Source organism: Ensifer canadensis, from assembly GCF_017488845.2.
Lineage (GTDB): Bacteria > Pseudomonadota > Alphaproteobacteria > Rhizobiales > Rhizobiaceae > Ensifer > Ensifer canadensis.
The window spans coordinates 218,267-234,443 of the sequence record NZ_CP083373.1; the positions used below are offsets into that span (position 1 = coordinate 218,267).

10 protein-coding genes are annotated in these 16,177 nt (G+C 53.4%); 5 read left to right on the forward strand and 5 right to left on the reverse strand.

Features of this window, described 5'->3' with window-relative positions; all coding sequences use genetic code 11:
- Window positions 1-363 precede the first annotated feature (363 nt).
- From J3R84_RS30730 to J3R84_RS30740, 3 genes are read left to right on the forward strand one after another with little or no spacing between them, the layout of a single operon-like run.
- Window positions 364-744, forward strand: a complete 381-nt coding sequence (locus tag J3R84_RS30730) for a hypothetical protein (protein WP_203529906.1) — start codon at window positions 364-366, stop codon at window positions 742-744.
- Complete coding sequence (locus tag J3R84_RS30735; RefSeq protein WP_203529907.1) at window positions 741-2,729, forward strand: hypothetical protein; 1,989 nt, start codon at window positions 741-743, stop codon at window positions 2,727-2,729. Before J3R84_RS30730 ends, J3R84_RS30735 begins: the two co-directional genes overlap by 4 nt.
- Window positions 2,726-3,934: a hypothetical protein gene (locus tag J3R84_RS30740; protein ID WP_203529908.1), complete on the forward strand. Its 1,209-nt coding sequence runs from the start codon at window positions 2,726-2,728 to the stop codon at window positions 3,932-3,934. Before J3R84_RS30735 ends, J3R84_RS30740 begins: the two co-directional genes overlap by 4 nt.
- A 264-nt stretch (window positions 3,935-4,198) precedes the next feature.
- Here J3R84_RS30740 and J3R84_RS30745 read toward each other — a convergent pair whose 3' ends face one another.
- From J3R84_RS30745 to J3R84_RS30765, 5 genes are read right to left on the reverse strand one after another with little or no spacing between them, the layout of a single operon-like run.
- A complete protein-coding gene (locus J3R84_RS30745; protein ID WP_203529909.1) occupies window positions 4,199-6,988 on the reverse strand; it encodes a DEAD/DEAH box helicase in 2,790 nt (929 codons plus the stop codon).
- Window positions 6,989-6,996: 8 nt separating this feature from the next.
- A complete protein-coding gene (locus J3R84_RS30750) occupies window positions 6,997-7,497 on the reverse strand; it encodes a hypothetical protein (protein WP_203529910.1) in 501 nt (166 codons plus the stop codon).
- A complete protein-coding gene (locus J3R84_RS30755; protein WP_203529911.1) occupies window positions 7,494-10,709 on the reverse strand; it encodes a DUF1156 domain-containing protein in 3,216 nt (1,071 codons plus the stop codon). Before J3R84_RS30755 ends, J3R84_RS30750 begins: the two co-directional genes overlap by 4 nt.
- Window positions 10,710-10,721: 12 nt before the next feature.
- Window positions 10,722-11,711 carry a hypothetical protein gene (locus J3R84_RS30760; RefSeq protein WP_203529912.1) on the reverse strand — a complete coding sequence of 330 codons (990 nt, stop codon included), beginning with the start codon at window positions 11,709-11,711 and terminating at the stop codon, window positions 10,722-10,724.
- Window positions 11,711-14,455: a DUF499 family protein gene (locus J3R84_RS30765; protein ID WP_203529913.1), complete on the reverse strand. Its 2,745-nt coding sequence runs from the start codon at window positions 14,453-14,455 to the stop codon at window positions 11,711-11,713. Before J3R84_RS30765 ends, J3R84_RS30760 begins: the two co-directional genes overlap by 1 nt.
- 920 nt (window positions 14,456-15,375) lie before the next feature.
- Between J3R84_RS30765 and J3R84_RS30770 the strand changes: the two genes are divergently transcribed.
- On the forward strand, window positions 15,376-15,630 hold the full coding sequence (locus tag J3R84_RS30770) for a FitA-like ribbon-helix-helix domain-containing protein (RefSeq protein ID WP_057220453.1): 255 nt from the start codon (window positions 15,376-15,378) through the stop codon (window positions 15,628-15,630).
- Window positions 15,627-16,046, forward strand: coding sequence for a type II toxin-antitoxin system VapC family toxin (locus J3R84_RS30775; protein WP_203529914.1), 420 nt, complete (start codon window positions 15,627-15,629; stop codon window positions 16,044-16,046). Before J3R84_RS30770 ends, J3R84_RS30775 begins: the two co-directional genes overlap by 4 nt.
- Window positions 16,047-16,177 lie beyond the last annotated feature (131 nt).

Genomic DNA, 16,177 nt, shown 5'->3' on the forward strand with positions numbered 1-16,177 from the left:
AGCTGGGACGTTGGACCGACCTTGCGCGATGTTACGTGCCCAGAGAACACGAAGAACAGACAGATGTTCGGGTCCTGAGTTCGACGCTCGCGTGGATTGAAGAAGTTAGGGGCAACAGCAAAGGCAAAACTGCCCCTGCACCCTGTTCGGATGTCGAAGGACTGTATTCCAGAAGACGATCCAAAAAAATCAAAGCCCTGAGTTGGCTGCAATGTATTTCGCAGATGACGTCTGGCATCCCATCCGCTACGGATCAAGTCGCGATAAACACGACTTTGAGCGAATGCAGACCTCTGGCGACAGTAAAAAAGTTGCTTAACTCTTCGTTGTGAATTCTTATCTAGGTTGCATCGTGGGGGTATCATGGCCATAAAAGCAGTAGTTTCCATAGATGAACCAAAAGCGGATACGACAACCAATGTTATTTGGTCTGGCGCGTTGGGAGTGGATGGGGATGAGGGTGTGGGGCTTACCACGGCCGCGATCCTCGGATTTTTTCCAGAAGCCATTCCAGGAACCTGGTACTCGCTGAACGACTTTTCGCACCAAGTTGACTCAGTCAATTGGGCGCAGCACGGTGCTGACCAATGGACGTCGCTCGAAATCCAACAGGATGGGCCTGGAGGAATGTCAGTTGTCTCGGTGGATGTGAAATTGGAAGATGCCGTCAGGTCGCTATGCTTGTCAGCAGTTGACCTCTTATCGTCTTTCGAAAACAAGAATATTTGGGTTCGGTTCGAATGACTACATTCGTTGATGTCTATTCTTTCCGCAATGATGATCGTTATGCTGAAATTGCGCGAGGCATTTTTTCCCTCAAGTACAACGACGGGACACACCTTGATCCTGAAGACTGGCGCGACCTGCTAAGAATCTCGGTTGAAGGATCATTAGATGGAGGCATCGATTCCGAACGATCTTTCAAAATACAACTTTCGCTAGATGCGAAATTTTCCCAAAACGAGCAGACAAAAAAGCGAAGCCTGCACGTTCTAACTGACGCTATTACTCTTAGCGCTATGCGGTCTGGTATTATTGGTCCAGTATTGTCGGCAGATACAGCTGCGCAGTTGAATGACCTTAAAAGCTCAAGAGGAATAGTTCTTATTCCTGACACGAACAGTTTATATAACGGGACACTACATTGGTTGCTCAATGTATTGCGCGAAAGTACACTTTGGATTCTGCCATTTGTAATGTCGATAACACAGATGCAGTCCAGAGAAGCGGCTCTCAAGGCAATGTTGCGCACTAAAAAGGATGGCAACATAGGTCAATCGCTTCGATCAAGAGCATTTGTCAACGCGGGTCTAGGGCTCCTAGAGAGGAACAACCACCGTTATCAAGTATTGGAACTAGACCCGTCACTTTTGCGGTACATGAAAATGCCGGACAAGAATGGCTTCGATTCCGATGATAGCGAGGTTCTTGAGGATCGGCTTTTGATTGAAGGCATTCATGCGATTCTGCGATCTACTCGCACAAGAGCCAAGCAGATGGTCGTGACCTCCGATGTGACGCTCTCGCGTATTCTAAGCGCAGAGGGGATAGCGAACTTGTGTCTTCCCATCCCGACCTTAACCGGTCCGGTGTCGAATATCCGCTATGATCCTTGGGCACGGACATTCGTGGGGACAACTATTGGCGGCTTGTTGTGGGATTTGGCCCACACATTCGGAAGCGTACGCTTGGATGATAGCGACGGTGAACGGGTTAGGCTCTCCTGCTACTGGCCTGGAAAGATCGCGCACGGCTGGCAGAGTGAGCAGTTGATGGTCACTTGGCCGGATAAGCCTGCACCTGTTGAGCCGTCAGGAGAATCGGGCGATTCCGGTCAGCCGCAAATTGAAATAGAGGTTGCTCGATCCGCCGAGAAATCATCTGAGGACGAACCGAATGCCGCACCGTCCGCAAATGGGGCGGCGGCGGCACTTTCCGAAGCTGCTGTGCCTCAAGCGTCGCTTCCACTGGTCCTGCGACTGGCAGGAGCGGTGTACTCGTTAGGCGGAGGGGGGCTAGAGGAATTGGTTCAGAGCATCACAACACAGCAACCAGCGAAGGGAAATGCCACTCGCGGGTACGAGGTGCTGAGGCGTGCGAAGCTTGTCAATTTCGAAGAAAACCGGATAGTTTCGAGGGAAGAACTGGACGAGCTAGAATCGCACCTCCGTGCGGGCGACTTGGATTCTATCAGCAAGCAGTTTGAAAATTATGAAGCCTACAACGTAGTTCTAAAGGCGCTGCAACGTGATGGGCAGCTGTCTCGCACGGCTGTGAACGATCTTCTTGAAGAGGCGTTGAAATCGCCGGTGGCACAGGAAGCAAGCGTTAGGTTGGTCCGCTATCATATTTTGCTCGGCCAAGCATGGACCGATGGCAAGGTTTGGCGTGACGGCTCAAATCGCCCTTACGTTGACGAGTATTTTGCCGGGTTTGGCGAATCCTTTGACGACGTCGCCCACGATAACATCGCCAAAGTGTCTGATTTCCTGCCGAGCTTCTGTCGGAGGATGCGGATGTCGCCTTGGGCGGCTACACAAGCGGCGCAATCTTATATAAAGGCGTTGTCCTCGGCATACTCATTACAATATGCTGCCGGGGGGAAACCAACTGGAACCGATAAGATATTGTCCGGTTCGTTGCTGGATGTCGTTGAATCGATTGTCCCGTTGGATCGTATTGAAATTGGCGGACGCCCAGTTCTTACGCTCGGAAGGGTAAAAAAGTGAGTTCACTCGCAGAGCTATTGGGACAACAGCTTCCGCAAACGAATCAGGATGACGTGTTCCTCGCGAGCTATGGATTCAAAAGGAATCCGTTTCCCGCAGCCCGTACCATTATCGAGGACGTTCTATACAACCAAGTCGCTGCCCGAGACCGCTTTGTAAGCCTGGTTAGAGAAGTCCTTTCGGATGCTCCTCAACGTCGTTCAATTGGCGTGATAGGTGGTACAGGTGGCGGGAAGACACACTTCCTTCGCCATTGCCAATATCTTATGCGAACATTTCGACAGACCGCCGTTCGGCCATTCATTGTTGTAGAGGTGTTGGCTGGTTCCTGTTCGGCGATCCAGCTTGTCCGGGAAATCTATCGTGAGGCTGACGAGGCCGCTAAAATTGGTGGCGAGTACGATCTCATAACCGCAGTTGTGCGGAGCGTCGTTGATGAGGCCGATTTCAACAGCGTGAAACAGACTGAGCTCAAAGGTGTCCTTCAGCTCCTTCATCGCGCTATGCAGAAGGGCTTTGTTCCTCCCGATCGTGAAGGTCGCATGCACTTTGAACCTTTGCGCGATCTCGCAAAGAAATGGTTGGCTGGTGCCTCATTGAGCAATACTGAGAAACGGCACCTCGGTGTTTTTTCGCGCCTAAGTAGCGCTGCCATAATGACGAGGCTGCTTACCGAGCTTTTGACACTTGCACGTCAAAAACAGATTATTGACGGCGTCATGTTATGCCTTGATGAGGTTGAGACTTTGTTCTCAGGCGGTGTCGGGACCGCCAAGATTCAAGGATTCCTTCAGGATGTGCGATACTTCTTTGATGAAGCGGTCAAAGGTAGCGAAGGCTATTCCCTGTTGATGCTTTCCGGTTCCACACCCAACGGTGCGGCAAACCTTCGACAGTATAATTACCCACTTTATCAGCGGCTTGGCTTCGAAGAAACATCTCAGGCGGTTCTGGTTCCTATCTCCAGTCGCGATGAGGCAAAGGAGATGGCACAAGAATATATCAACTACGAACTGAAGCATGCGAAGCTAGGTGGTAAGTTTCCTAACATTCTCAATGATGACGATATTGAGGAGGCCTACAGAGCAGCAGCGGGGGAGCGATCGGGACAGGTTGCCCTCATTCAACGGGTAAATCAGGGTCAACTGCTTCAGGCACTTCACCAAATTGTTGAGAGCAAACGAGTTGCGCAGGCCGACAGCTAGTTTCCCACAACCCAAAGGTAATTGGCTGGATTCAGCTTCATTGCGCTCTGTGAACCCGCAAGAGTCAGCAACAAAGCTGATTGGTATTCCGTAAAGCTGCCAGAGCGACCAGTAGATGGTCAGATTGATTGTGTGCGAAATCGGCAACAGTCGGTCGAGCCGCCTTTTCGCTCCTCTGTGGCTGCAGAGCAATCTGATTTCATCACACGCGAATACCCGCAAATACGGCCGTCAGCCTCGCCAGGATGTTCCGATACGTTCCATTCAAATCGATGGTTGATTTGACGCAAAGGCGATCTCGATGTAGCCAATCAGTTCTGCCGAATAGCCTCCTTGACCATTAGCTGCCCCTGTATGCTTGAGTTCTCGCTGCAAGCTGGGTTCGACGGTCTCAGAAAACAAATTGAGCCTTTGCTCTGATTTGAAAATCGGGAGGCCGGGTGGTGCTCGGAAGTAGCGGTCGGCTTGCCGCTCTACTGTCGCAACGCGGGTGCCGTCCTGCCTTACGGCGATAGAATGAAGCGCCGTGCGCCGCTCTCCGCTGCCCGTGGACGATTCGATAACCCAGAGCGTAAGCAAAACTGGCGCATCCAGATCAGCCGAGACGGCGATGCCTATTTCTTCCGGCGGCACGCTGCGCCAGCGTCCCATTTCTTCCTGAATGAGTGGATGATCTAGCCCAATCAGCTCTAACTCGTCCGCACTGGTCGCCACATCTCTGTTTAACGTGAAGCGAGCACGCCGCGTGCCGTCGAGTGTGACGAGATCAAACGTTTCCTTGTCGATCTTGATCAGCTTCTGCTGGCGATCCGCGACCGCCGCCGAGAGAAAATTCACGAGCCGATCCAAGCTCGACGATATGTCCGAGAATGGCTTGTAGTCCTCAAGGCTGAAGCCATTCAAATCCTGGAACAGATCGAAGACCACCTGGCGCGCCTCACGGGAATTCGACAAAGCGGCTTCAAGCTCGACGTGAGTTCGCTTCAGCTCTGGATCAGAGAGGGCCTCTTGGTACAGCCGATCGTAGTTGAGCCGTTCTGAAAGTTGTCCCAGTATCTGTGCTCGTAGGTCCTCCGCGACATTGCCTTGATCATCGACCTTGCCAACCGTACGCGCGATTTCTGTCAGCTTCTCGTCAAGCAACAGAAAGATACGGCCTTCAATCGTGTCAGAGAGTACCAGATTGTAGACTTGCGCAGTATGATTTTGCCCATAGCGGTGAATTCGTCCGATGCGTTGTTCTACATCCATCGGATTCCACGGAAGATCGAAGTTGAAGAGAATTCGTGCAAATTGCAGATTGATCCCTTCGCGGCCAGCAGCTGTGCAGACAAGTACGCGCGGTCCATCCTTCTGACGGAAGCGCTTTTCAGCCGCTACTTTTGCTCCGTGATCGCCTCCCCGCAACACTACTACTCCCTGGCCGGGATACGCTTGCTCAATCTCGCGAGAGATTAACTCCACGGTGCCGAGGTAAGTAGCAAAGATTACGATCTTCTCACGCGGGTCTTGTCGCCAAAGATATCCGAGACCGTCTACCAGCTTTTGAGCTTTCGTCTCGCGTCCGCGCGGAAAGGCGTTCAGGAGATCGCCTATTCTTAACCGTTCCTCGGGCAGATGGAGTTCAACCACTGCCGATGCCGCTTCCTCCGCATGCGCCGACGAATATTCGCTCCCATAGGGGTCCGAGGCCATTTCCAATATCTCGTCGTCCAGCTTCCTGACCAAACGGTACCTGAGGTCAGCGAGCACGCGATCGACCTCCATTCGCCCAATGCTGTCGCGCGTTAGATTGAATTCCTCGTGGATGAGTTCTCTGGCTTCGTCCGTAAGCAGCTCACGACCCTCGATATCCAGTTCCTTATCGCGCAAGAGCGCCTCGTGCAAAGTAAGCATCAAGAGGCGTCGTTTCAGCGTTCGCCGAACAGCGGCGAAACTCGATGCCGCAATCTTCTGGAAGATCGCCATGAGGAAGCCCAAAGCTCGTCCTTGGTTTCCCTGACGACGTGCGAGATCAAAGCCGTCTTCGAGATACTCTCGAAGCTTTTCGTAGAACAATCGCTCTTCCTGTCCCATCAGAAAGGACTCGGTGTGCACCCAGCGCCGAGCAAACAGGGGGGAGCCGTCAGGTTGACAGGCATCAGCTTTAGTGCGCCTGAACATCACCGTGTTCAAACGGTGACGGTTCTCCAACATATCCTCGGGGCCGCGGAACAGTGTCGGATTCAATAGCTGCACGAGCATCCAAAACTGAAAATGATTGCCTTGATGGGGAGTTGCCGAGAGCAAAAGCAAATCCCTAGTATGATCCTTTAACGACTCGGCGAGCTTATAATTCTCTGTCTTCCTGACCTTGCCACCTATGCGGTAAGCAGTGAGATGATGTGCTTCATCAAAAACTACCAAATCCCAACGGGGGGCATCCAGAAGCCTCTTAATGCGGGCCGGGCGTTTGAGCGTGTCAATACTGGCAATCAATCGATCATGTTTCGCGAAGGCATTGGTTTTGCGGTCGGTGATATCGCCTTCAGAGCCAAACACCTCGAAATCAAGATTGAAAACCTCGTTCAATTCTCGATGCCAGTTATTCACGAGTCCTGCGGGCACGACCATAAGAGCACGATTAAGTTCCCCGCGGCTTGCCAACTCGCGGAGAATAAGCGCGGTTTCGATTGTCTTCCCAAGTCCCACTTCATCCGCAATTAGGTAGCGTCGCGGCGAAGCGGTGGCGACGCGGTGTGTAAGCACGACCTGATGAGGTAGTAGGTCTATTTTGGCCGACGTGAGTGCGGACGAACTTTCCATAATAGGCAATGCGTGAGCTTCGTAGCAAAGCCAGGCCTTTCGCGATCTATCAGCGCTGCCATCAACAGATTGCAAGATGCGTTCGGTACGCGATAGCTCAGCGCGGACCAACCCGATGGGCACGCGGCGTTCACCAACACCAAAGAATGCCCGTACATATCCCTCGCTTGGCAGGTCAAGGATGACGCCTTGACCAAACTCATGGTGGGTTATCCGGCTGCCGGGCCGCAACTGATCTTCCTTGCTCACACCCGCCCTCAAGTAATCCGTAGATGAAAAAGACCTGCGGGTTTGCTGCCCTCTCGCAACAATATTTCCTGCGGGTATTCGTTTGCCTCACCCCAAAGGACGCGGCTGAACGCTATTGTGCTCTCCCCATGCGGCGCGGCGCACCGCCACTCAATTGTGTCTGTTGCGGGGTGGAATTTCATCCGCCCGTAACCAGCGGGCAGCCAAAAAATCAATGCAGCTTCGCCTTGGAAGTAAGACTGGAATGACAGAATACCGTCCTTTACGGCATCACCCAGCCATGCCTCAGCACTATCCGGCGATAGAAGATCGAGACCGCCTTCTAACCCGGCGACGACCAGCGCAGCATTGTTGTTGCTGGGTAGATCGTCAGGCCAACGGCCTGCTGCGCGGAGAAACTGACGAATGCTCCAAACCTCACTCGCGCTACAAACATGGTTGCGAGCCTCCTCATCCCAAATCCAACTGGTACCCCTTCGCTGCCAAACAGTATCGACCAGTTTTTTCATTGGTCATATTCCTCGAACAACCAGCCCTGCTTTGGTCGAGCTGTTTGTGACGTTGCCCAGGCGTTGTAGATCGAAACGGCTCGAGAGGCCGCATTGCGGCCCGCAAGGTCAGGTCCGTTCCTGTGCAGCCATTCCAACAATGGCTTGAGGGCGACATGAGGCTTAAAATTCTCATTCTTGAGCGTGTCGGAAGCATTGATTCCGCTCCCATCAAAACATGCACCGATCAACACGAGCGCCTGATCTAAATCAGATATCAAGCGTCGCTTGTGCTTACCGGACCACTCTCGTGCAAAATCCAAAGGGTTCACGCGGGCAAAGACTTTGTTCCTTTCGGTGCACCAGCCGCGTTGCTCAAACTCGTCAGGCGTTGTGATCGACCCCTTCAGGAATTTCTGAAGTTGGTCCCGCTGTACCTCGTTCACGGTGCCAAAGGTGCGCAGAAATTGGCGGGTGATCGGCTCGGCGTTGACAGGCGGGGGCTCCTTTCCCTTATCAGAATCTTCATCGATAAGCTGGTTGATGCCAACCAGAGCATCTTTGACTGAAATTGCACGACCCTCATCCACATAGACTTTGCCGTAGTGGCGCGAAAAATACTCAAGTGCCTTACCTCGCCGAATTACCTGGATGTCAGCAGCAGGCAGGCCCTCCTTGGCATGGTTCTCAAGCATTGCCTGTAATTGACGAACATCAGCCATAACTTCACGCCGCATCCGGCCCCAACTAACTGGTTTCGGTTCTTCGGTCCTCTTTCGGCAAACGTGAATTATGTCGTACTCAATGGTTTGAGAACCAAACGTCCCTGGTTTTCCACCGTCCCCCTTTGTTTCGTCCGATCTAATCGGATAGGTCGCTTCCAAGTAAAAACCGGCCTCAAAAAGTGACTCAAGGACGGCCACCCAAGGCTCGTCTGCGCTGTGATGGAAGGTGAAGGCCAGAATGCCGCCGGGTTTTAGTATGCGATGCGCCTCTCTCCAGCACTGCGTTAGTAGACGTTTGTAAAACCCATCAGGATCGTCGGGTTCCCTTGCTCGATTGGCTACGGCCTCAAGTGTTTTAGGGGTGTATTCCGGGGAGAAATAATCAGGGTAGTGTTTTTTCAACACCAGCCTGAGCCAGACGTAAAAGAAGTCGGCAAGCTCAGAGTAATGCAACAAGCCTCCGAACGGCGGATCGGTAATAACCAAGTCCGTATTGCCCGATGAGATGGTCGTTAACTCAGTAGACGATCCCTGCTCAACAACAACATCGCGAATAGGGTCCCCAGGATAAACTCTCTCACTTTTTCCCGAAATTTGGCTAGACAGCGCGGGGTCCGTCCGACCGAGACTTTTCGCGCTCACCACCTCCCAAGGCTCAATTGCCCACTCGCGCCCCTCGATAATCCCGGCGATACATGAGGCCCAATTTCCTCGCCCCAGTTTGGCAAAAACACAGTTTTCAACGACTGTCGATTTCGGATGGTAGTTGTTGTTTGCAAACTGTGGTTCCAGTTTGTCTCCTTGGATATTCCATAATGTGAATAGACTTTGATTACGTAAATACTGCTGAAAAGCGCCCAAAACATATTCTCTCGTGGGCCAGTCGTAATTTCCTGCTGTCGCAATTGCTTTTAGGAGCTGACTATGTACCAGGAGCTGGCGAGGGTTAAACATAGTCCACCAATGGGTGAAGCCGTGATTTGGGAGCCCTCCGTTGTTCATATGCGTCATGAAGCCGAAGGGGAGTTCGGAACGTGGCCAGTACTCGCTCAAGTCCTGGTCTCTGCGTGCCTCCCATTCCCGAGCAGCAGCGTCATATTGTCTTGCGAGCACGTCATCGAAGCTACTGAAAAAGCGGCCATTGTAGGCAGCGCCAGCTTTATGAAGCTTCGGCGCATAGCCCTGGATGGCGTAAGCCCCCATGGGGCCTGTTTTTCCTGACGCCTTAACAGTCTCAAGGACATCTTGGACTGTGCCGCAAGCGCTGCACGAATACTTAGCCTTTCTGGGAACTGTACCAACGCCAGTGTCAAAGGTGGCATTGGTTTCTGGGCAGGTGACTTGCTGAGGCATGGTTCCGCGTACTTCAAGCAAACGAGTCTTAGAAGCGCGTTCTGTGTTCCAGCGAGAGGACGATTCGGCATCATCTTGCGCCGAGCCACCAAAAAGTAGGCCGCTGTCGTCTTGCTTTGGGCTGCCCGCCAGCCAATCAGGATGAACGAGGAGGCTTAACTCCACTTTCTTAGTGCTGCTCTTGCCTAAACTCAAAATCGCCGCATCCCCGCAATGGGGGCAAACCACACCCTTCCGTCGATCTATCACTGAGAAAGGATATTCTGACGGGCTGACATACAATGGCGCGTCGGGGGCCATCCTCGCTGCGTTTTCTTCTACGTGAAACGAGGTTTGACATTTTGAGCAACGCTGCTCCCAATACTTTACGCTTAGAGTTTTGACGGCGACGACCGGGCTTGTCATAATCGGAGTGCGATGGCCGCAGCCCGTCACTTGACATGGCCCATGCTTATCCCAAAAAGTGTAGATTATCTCCGGGCCTTCGTAGCTATAGTGAGACCGTTCCTCTTGAGGGATAGTCAAGGGGTCAAAATTGGCAGGCATGTCTCGCTTGGTTGGGCGATGTGTCCATACACCCTTTTCGCCATTGGGCCCGTCACAGTAATAGTACGGTGTGATTTGGGGCCTAACTTCGGCTTCGACCTCGGAAAGAAGACGCTTCACCTCTTCCAGGTCAACGTTGGCAAGCTCCTGCTTGACAACGAACCACGCAACTGGATTAAGGTCGTTACCCGCCATCTGGAAGCCCAGACGGGAGCCCTCAACCAACGTTGTTCCGCCGCCCATGAATATGTCTGCAACCTTTAGATGCTTAAAAGCACCTTTCTTCTGGTGGTTTGCATAATAATTTTCCCAGACCAACTTGGCAGAATGCGATGCATCCTCGGGTGCCTTGGTTGCCGCTGCGATCAACATTGAGCGAAAGACGCTTGACCTTCGTCGCGCCCACCATTTCGACATCTGATAGATCGGCTTACCTGCATTGCCTTCAATAACCGCAACCTCGTTGACGGGCAAAATTGGAAAATCGACTTCAAGGCAGGTCTTCGGACGCTTGGCATCGTTGAAATCGACAGTCTCAAGTGTAGCCGTCTTCCCAGCGCCAACAGCCTTGGAAATCTCTTGTGCCAGGATTTCTTTCTTCGTCGCCATTCAGCATTTTCCTTATTTTGTGAGCTCGACGAAAGGCGACAGCACCTCAAGCAGCGAGAGGCCGCCGTGCGTCATCGTCGGATAACCGCCTTGGCTTTTCCATTTACGTCGACCTACCGCTAGACGGTGGGGTCCGTGAGGGGTGTTGATCTGGAGTGCCACGGGCGGCACGAAGGGGCCGACATCGCCGTCTCCTTTGGCGCTGCGCCCGCTGGCAAAAGTTTTCTTGAGGAAAAGGCCAACTTCACCATCTGCATCCGAGAAGTAACCCGTGGCAGCATAGCCGTGGTCCGAGGTGATCACGAGCCGACGCCCGGTAGCCAATCGTTCTACGAACTCCCAGAAATCGTCACTGCAAAGCTGATCGGCAGCGTCGCGTGAGAGTGTATCCAGTCCCTGGCCAGCCCCCGACCCGTCATGAACCTTGATATCAGGCCATTGATGCCAGAAAACCCAGTTCGACGCGCTATGGACCAGATTGGCGCAGTCCTTCCATGGAAGACTCACGCATTCCGTATGCACAGGCTGTAGCTTGTGTGTAGACCCACCACCATTATTCTGCAATTGGCTCCGGCTACCGAAGCCGAGAGCACGAGCAAATTCATTCGTTTCGCCTGGAATCTCAGATGCGTTCGCGGAGACGTTGTGCACGGTGAAGCCACGGTCTTTTGCTCCCTGCAATAGCCATGGCAATTCACGCAGAGAGAGGCCATCCAGTATCAGCACGGCCTTGGCGCTAAAAGGCGCGGCCCACCATCGAACCAGCCGATCCGACGTCCGTTCAACGACATCTCCAAACGTCTGCCAAAGGTCCCAGCCACTCGACGACAGAAAATGATCCAATACGCCAATCTCTCGGTCGCGTCGGAGTACCTCATTTGTCGCAGTAGCTGGGGTTAGCGGTTTGGACGAGATATCGATGGCATTTTGCACTATGACGCGCCATGCTTCGTCGGCTGAGGCTTTTGTGAGAATTTCGAGAACGCTCTCGTCAATCGCCATCAGTTGTCGTCCTTCTCAAGGCTAAGCTCGAAAGCCATACCGTCCGGCAGCTTCTTGAGCAGTTCCTTGAGTTGTGCGCCGCTTGCGGCAGACACCTTGATGGAAACTTCGGCGACCTGTGTCGCAGGCCCAATTCCCCATCCCTCCAGCTTGCCAATGAGATTTAGTGGCGAGGTCGGCGGATTGCTCAACGGAATGCGCGGCTTGCTTCCCGAAACCGCGCCTCCACCGCCGAAAATTCCACCGCCCACGCCTGGGATCATGGGATTATCGCCTGCCGCAGGCTCGTTGACATTCACTACTGGAGTGGGCTGCAACCCGCCAAACAGACCGCCTGTATCGGTGTTTAATGGCACCTGTGTAAGCGGTGCCGTTCCTCCCGTAGCTGGCACAGCCGATGGCTCCATTAGGAACACTTCGTCAAGCTGACGGCCGGTGAAGGACAATTTGGGCCGCAGACGCTTCCATGCCGTTTCCTCTTCTTCACCCGGATTCGCCTGCAGTTGCTCAAGACCGCGAAGATTTATGGCGATCTTGCCGCGAGCACAAAAGCGAAGAATGCGCTCTTTCATGGCGGTCTCGCCCATCCACGGAATGCAATCATGTCCAGCAGGACGCGGCTCCTGAAGCTCACGGAGCACCTTGCCGACTGGACTATTGTCGGCAGCAGCGTCGAGCACGAATGCTTCAAAGTCCTCAGGCACGAAGAGGTCGTTGGTGATGGCTTCCTCAATTCCCTCCGGAATCATTGAGCCTTGCTTCTTCAAGGTCTCAACATTGAAAACACACTGATTGGGATCACCAAAATTCCAGCGATGCAGTACGGCAAACCTGTCAAACCGCTTTTTCAATAGGTCTCGAAGAGCGGACTGATATTCGGTGTGAAGTTTCTTATATTCAGGCCCCTGTCCACTCCACTCCTGCGCTTTCATCTCTGCACGAGCAAGGATCAGAAGATCGCGGTCAAGGAAGGCATTTATCGTGCCTGAGCGTGGCAGCAGGAATCGAATTGTGTTGCGCCGCTTCTGCAAATGGTCCTTCAGCCAACGGCCCAGGCGCTGATCAATATGATCCGGCTCCTCGGGAAGGACCAGAATGGGCAAGCGGTCATCCCATCGCTCGGGATGCTCGGCTTCTTCAAGCGGCGACCACGGATCAGTCTGCCACGATTTTGGCAGTGCAATGACTCGGAAGGTTTTCGCAACCTCGTCCGTGCCGCCGACCACATAGCGCATCTGCTTGGCAAGCTGGGCCTGGTCGGAGCCATCGGTGAAAAGCTTATCATTACGTGCATAAGCCATGAGCTTGGCGCGCGGGTTATCGTCCTCACGAAAGACGAGCTTTGCACCCTCCTGGTGGATGTTGAAGCTGTTTTCAACGATCGTTGCGAGCTCAACCTGAAAGGCGTTGCCATCGATCGGCTCGCTTCGAGTTATGTCAGCTTGAAGTACACTCGGTTCAGCCCCGGCGAAGTTTCCCACTGCAATCGACCGCAGCCACAACGAACCAACGATTTCCTGTAGATGTGGCGCAATCTGGGTATGGTTGGAGACCGCCTCGGTTACGGAAATGATGTTTTGCTGCGCCTTAGCGCGTAAAGTGCGGTGATGTTCGTTGGAAACCGAATCCAGCAGTGCCTGAATGCCAGATGCATCGTCGTCCAGTCTGAAATCCGCGGCTGTGAGCACGGGAACCACTTCGCCGCGGCTCTTGTAGAGATTGGCCAGAATGCGAATCATGTCACGCGTTTCTTGGGCATCAGTTGCGACCAGCACTTGCTCTTCAAGCAAGCGAAGCAGGTGTGGAGCGTAAGGCCAGCACTCTACGAATTCGCTGCGCTTTCGGTCCTGTTCAGACGACGCTATTTCCTGCAAACGCAGATACTCATCGACGTGATTGGAAACCAGTAACTCGATGTTTGGCCCGGCAATTTGAAGGCGGTTGTCAAACAGTCTATGAAGCAGCATCCGCCTGCGATCGAGTTGAATGCGCTCGGCATTGCCAGCCGCCTTGAAATCTATAGGGACCGGATTGACACGATGAACCTGTTGGTAGGCATCACTCCCGCCATTGCGAACCGAGATTACCAGGACCAGCAAATCCGGTCGCTCTTTGGCGATCTCGGATAAGATTTGAATGAAGTTGAAGGCCCAATTTCTCCAAGGAAATTGTTTAGTGTTGGTGAGGCCATCGAACCAAGTCTGAAATTCGTCGAGTAGCAGCATTGTTGGCGTGTGTTCCAACAGCTCGACGATCAGCTTGTCGGAGGGCACATCCGTCTTGCCCTCTCCCTGTCCTTCCCATTTGCCCTGGATGTAAGCGCCTTGCGGATGATGTTCGAACAACACGTCCCAGAGGTATTTGTAGCGCTGCCTATGGAGGCTCTCACCGATGACCTTCATCCCGCTTCGAAGGGCGATCTTCCCGACCGAGGAGTCGCCCAACGTCACGGCCCACGACTCAAGCCAAGAAGCCGTCGATACCGGATCATTTACCGCATGGTAAAGCGCCGCCATTAAGTGTGACTTACCAAGACCGCGCTCGCCGATAACCACCACCGGACGCCCTTGGTCCGGACCGACCGCCTCAATACCCTTCAATAGATCGCGGGTGGGATAGGTGATCTCAAGAAATGCCTTTGCCTGAACTTGTGTGGCACCAGTATTTGAATCATTGGCAAGTTCAATTGCTGTTCCTTTGAGGCGTTTGCCCCGAAATTCTTCGCGTAATGTCAGCCCTAGCATCAGCCCCGCCTACCCATTGTTGTCTCCATTTCGCCCGGCCCCAGGGGTGCCATCTCACAACCAAGAGAAGATTGCGGCATCCCTTTTCAATCATTTTCGGTTAACACTATTCGACTCGATCCGAATTCGAAAGAGACGTTTGCCGCTCTGGAGGCGACATTGATTATTTGAAAGCCCATCGTACCCGCACCCCGGTGGGCAAAATCGAACTGCATCTGGCTGAGTTTCCGCCTGAAAGTTAGGATGGCTCTCATGCCGGCGATCCTCATGCGATCAAACTGGCAGGCAATTTTTGAGAAAAAAACTATATGCCGTGGCGACCCGGTGGCGACTCAGTAATCGCGCCAACAGCGCCCGCTGATCTTTCAAAGAAAAACGATAATCGTTTCAGGAGGTTATTGGTGCCGCTTAGCAGACTCGAACTGCTGACCCCGACCTACACCGTGGAGATGAAGGGACCTTGCGAGCAGCAATCAGGACCTTTAGGTGAATCCTGAGACGGATCCCGTTTTCTCCAAATTAAAAGACAAAAACAACAACTTACCAGACGCGATTGGCGGAGGAATTGGGATTTGAACCCACGATACCCTTGTAGTATGCCGCATTTCGAATGCGGTGAATTTGACGACCCTGCAGGGATGTAAACTTGCGGCTATGATACCCTTTCACGCGCAATTTCGTCCGTTAGCCGATGACCGACGTCTAACGCACGGGCTTATTCGAGTTTGTACTTTGTTCCCGTTTTGTGCGTCTAGGATCGCATAATGTATCGACGGGTACTTGGGCGTGGCCTTGACCGTGACCGAGCCATAGAAGCCGGGCTGAAAGCCAACGCTCAAGAATCTCAAACTCCGAAACTCGCAGAATGACTGCAACGGAACTATATTGCAGTCAATGAAGGCGATTGCGAGGGTCTGACTATGGCTATCCTGACAGTACGAAATGTACCTGATGAAGTGCACCGGGCTTTACGCGTCCGAGCGGCGCTTCACGGCCGTAGCACAGAGGCGGAAGTCCGCGAGATTCTGGAACGTGCGGTAAAGCCCGAACAGCGTGTTCGCATCGGCGATGCCTTGGCCGAGTTGAGCGGGCGGCTTGGATTGACCAATGATGATTTCGAAGTGTTCGACCAGATGCGAGAGAAAGCGCCGGCGGAGCCAATGAGGTTTGAATGATCGTCCTGGACACGAATGTCGTCTCGGAGGCGATGAAGCCGGCCCCGGATTTGGCTATACGCAATTGGTTGAATGACCAGGTAGCCGAAACCTTGTATCTGTCCAGTGTAACGCTGGCGGAGCTACTGTTTGGCATCGCTGCGCTACCGGAGGGCCGGCGCAAAAAGGCGTTGGCCGACACGCTTGATGGCCTGCTCGAACTGTTCGACGATCGCGTGTTGTCATTCGACACTGCGGCCGCTCGGCACTATGCGGACCTTGCGGCAACCGCGCGAGCAGGGGGGGAGGGATTCCCGGCACCTAATGGATATATTGCGGCTATTGCAGCCTCCAAGGGATTTACAATCGCGACACGCGATACGAGTCCCTTTGAGGCGGCAGGAGTCCCCGTCGTCAATCCTTGGAACCACCTATAGACTCGGCAAGGGGCGGGTCTCGGGTTCAACTGGGTTCAAGGCGAAGCATCGAAACTCACCTCGGAGACCGCAATGGGTGGTGAGAAGTCGCCCATGGCCAGCACACGGGACCGCCGAAATGCGGACGAAAC

Bases quoted from the DNA above. Each gene is read 5' to 3' on its own strand.
- J3R84_RS30730 (WP_203529906.1), top strand. From the start codon at position 364: ATGGCCATAAAAGCAGTAGTTTCCATAGATGAACCAAAAGCGGATACG.
- J3R84_RS30735 (WP_203529907.1), top strand. From the start codon at position 741: ATGACTACATTCGTTGATGTCTATTCTTTCCGCAATGATGATCGTTAT.
- J3R84_RS30750 (WP_203529910.1), bottom strand. From the start codon at position 7,497: ATGAAAAAACTGGTCGATACTGTTTGGCAGCGAAGGGGTACCAGTTGG.
- J3R84_RS30755 (WP_203529911.1), bottom strand. From the start codon at position 10,709: ATGGCGACGAAGAAAGAAATCCTGGCACAAGAGATTTCCAAGGCTGTT.
- J3R84_RS30760 (WP_203529912.1), bottom strand. From the start codon at position 11,711: ATGGCGATTGACGAGAGCGTTCTCGAAATTCTCACAAAAGCCTCAGCC.
- J3R84_RS30765 (WP_203529913.1), bottom strand. From the start codon at position 14,455: ATGCTAGGGCTGACATTACGCGAAGAATTTCGGGGCAAACGCCTCAAA.
- J3R84_RS30770 (WP_057220453.1), top strand. From the start codon at position 15,376: ATGGCTATCCTGACAGTACGAAATGTACCTGATGAAGTGCACCGGGCT.
- J3R84_RS30775 (WP_203529914.1), top strand. From the start codon at position 15,627: ATGATCGTCCTGGACACGAATGTCGTCTCGGAGGCGATGAAGCCGGCC.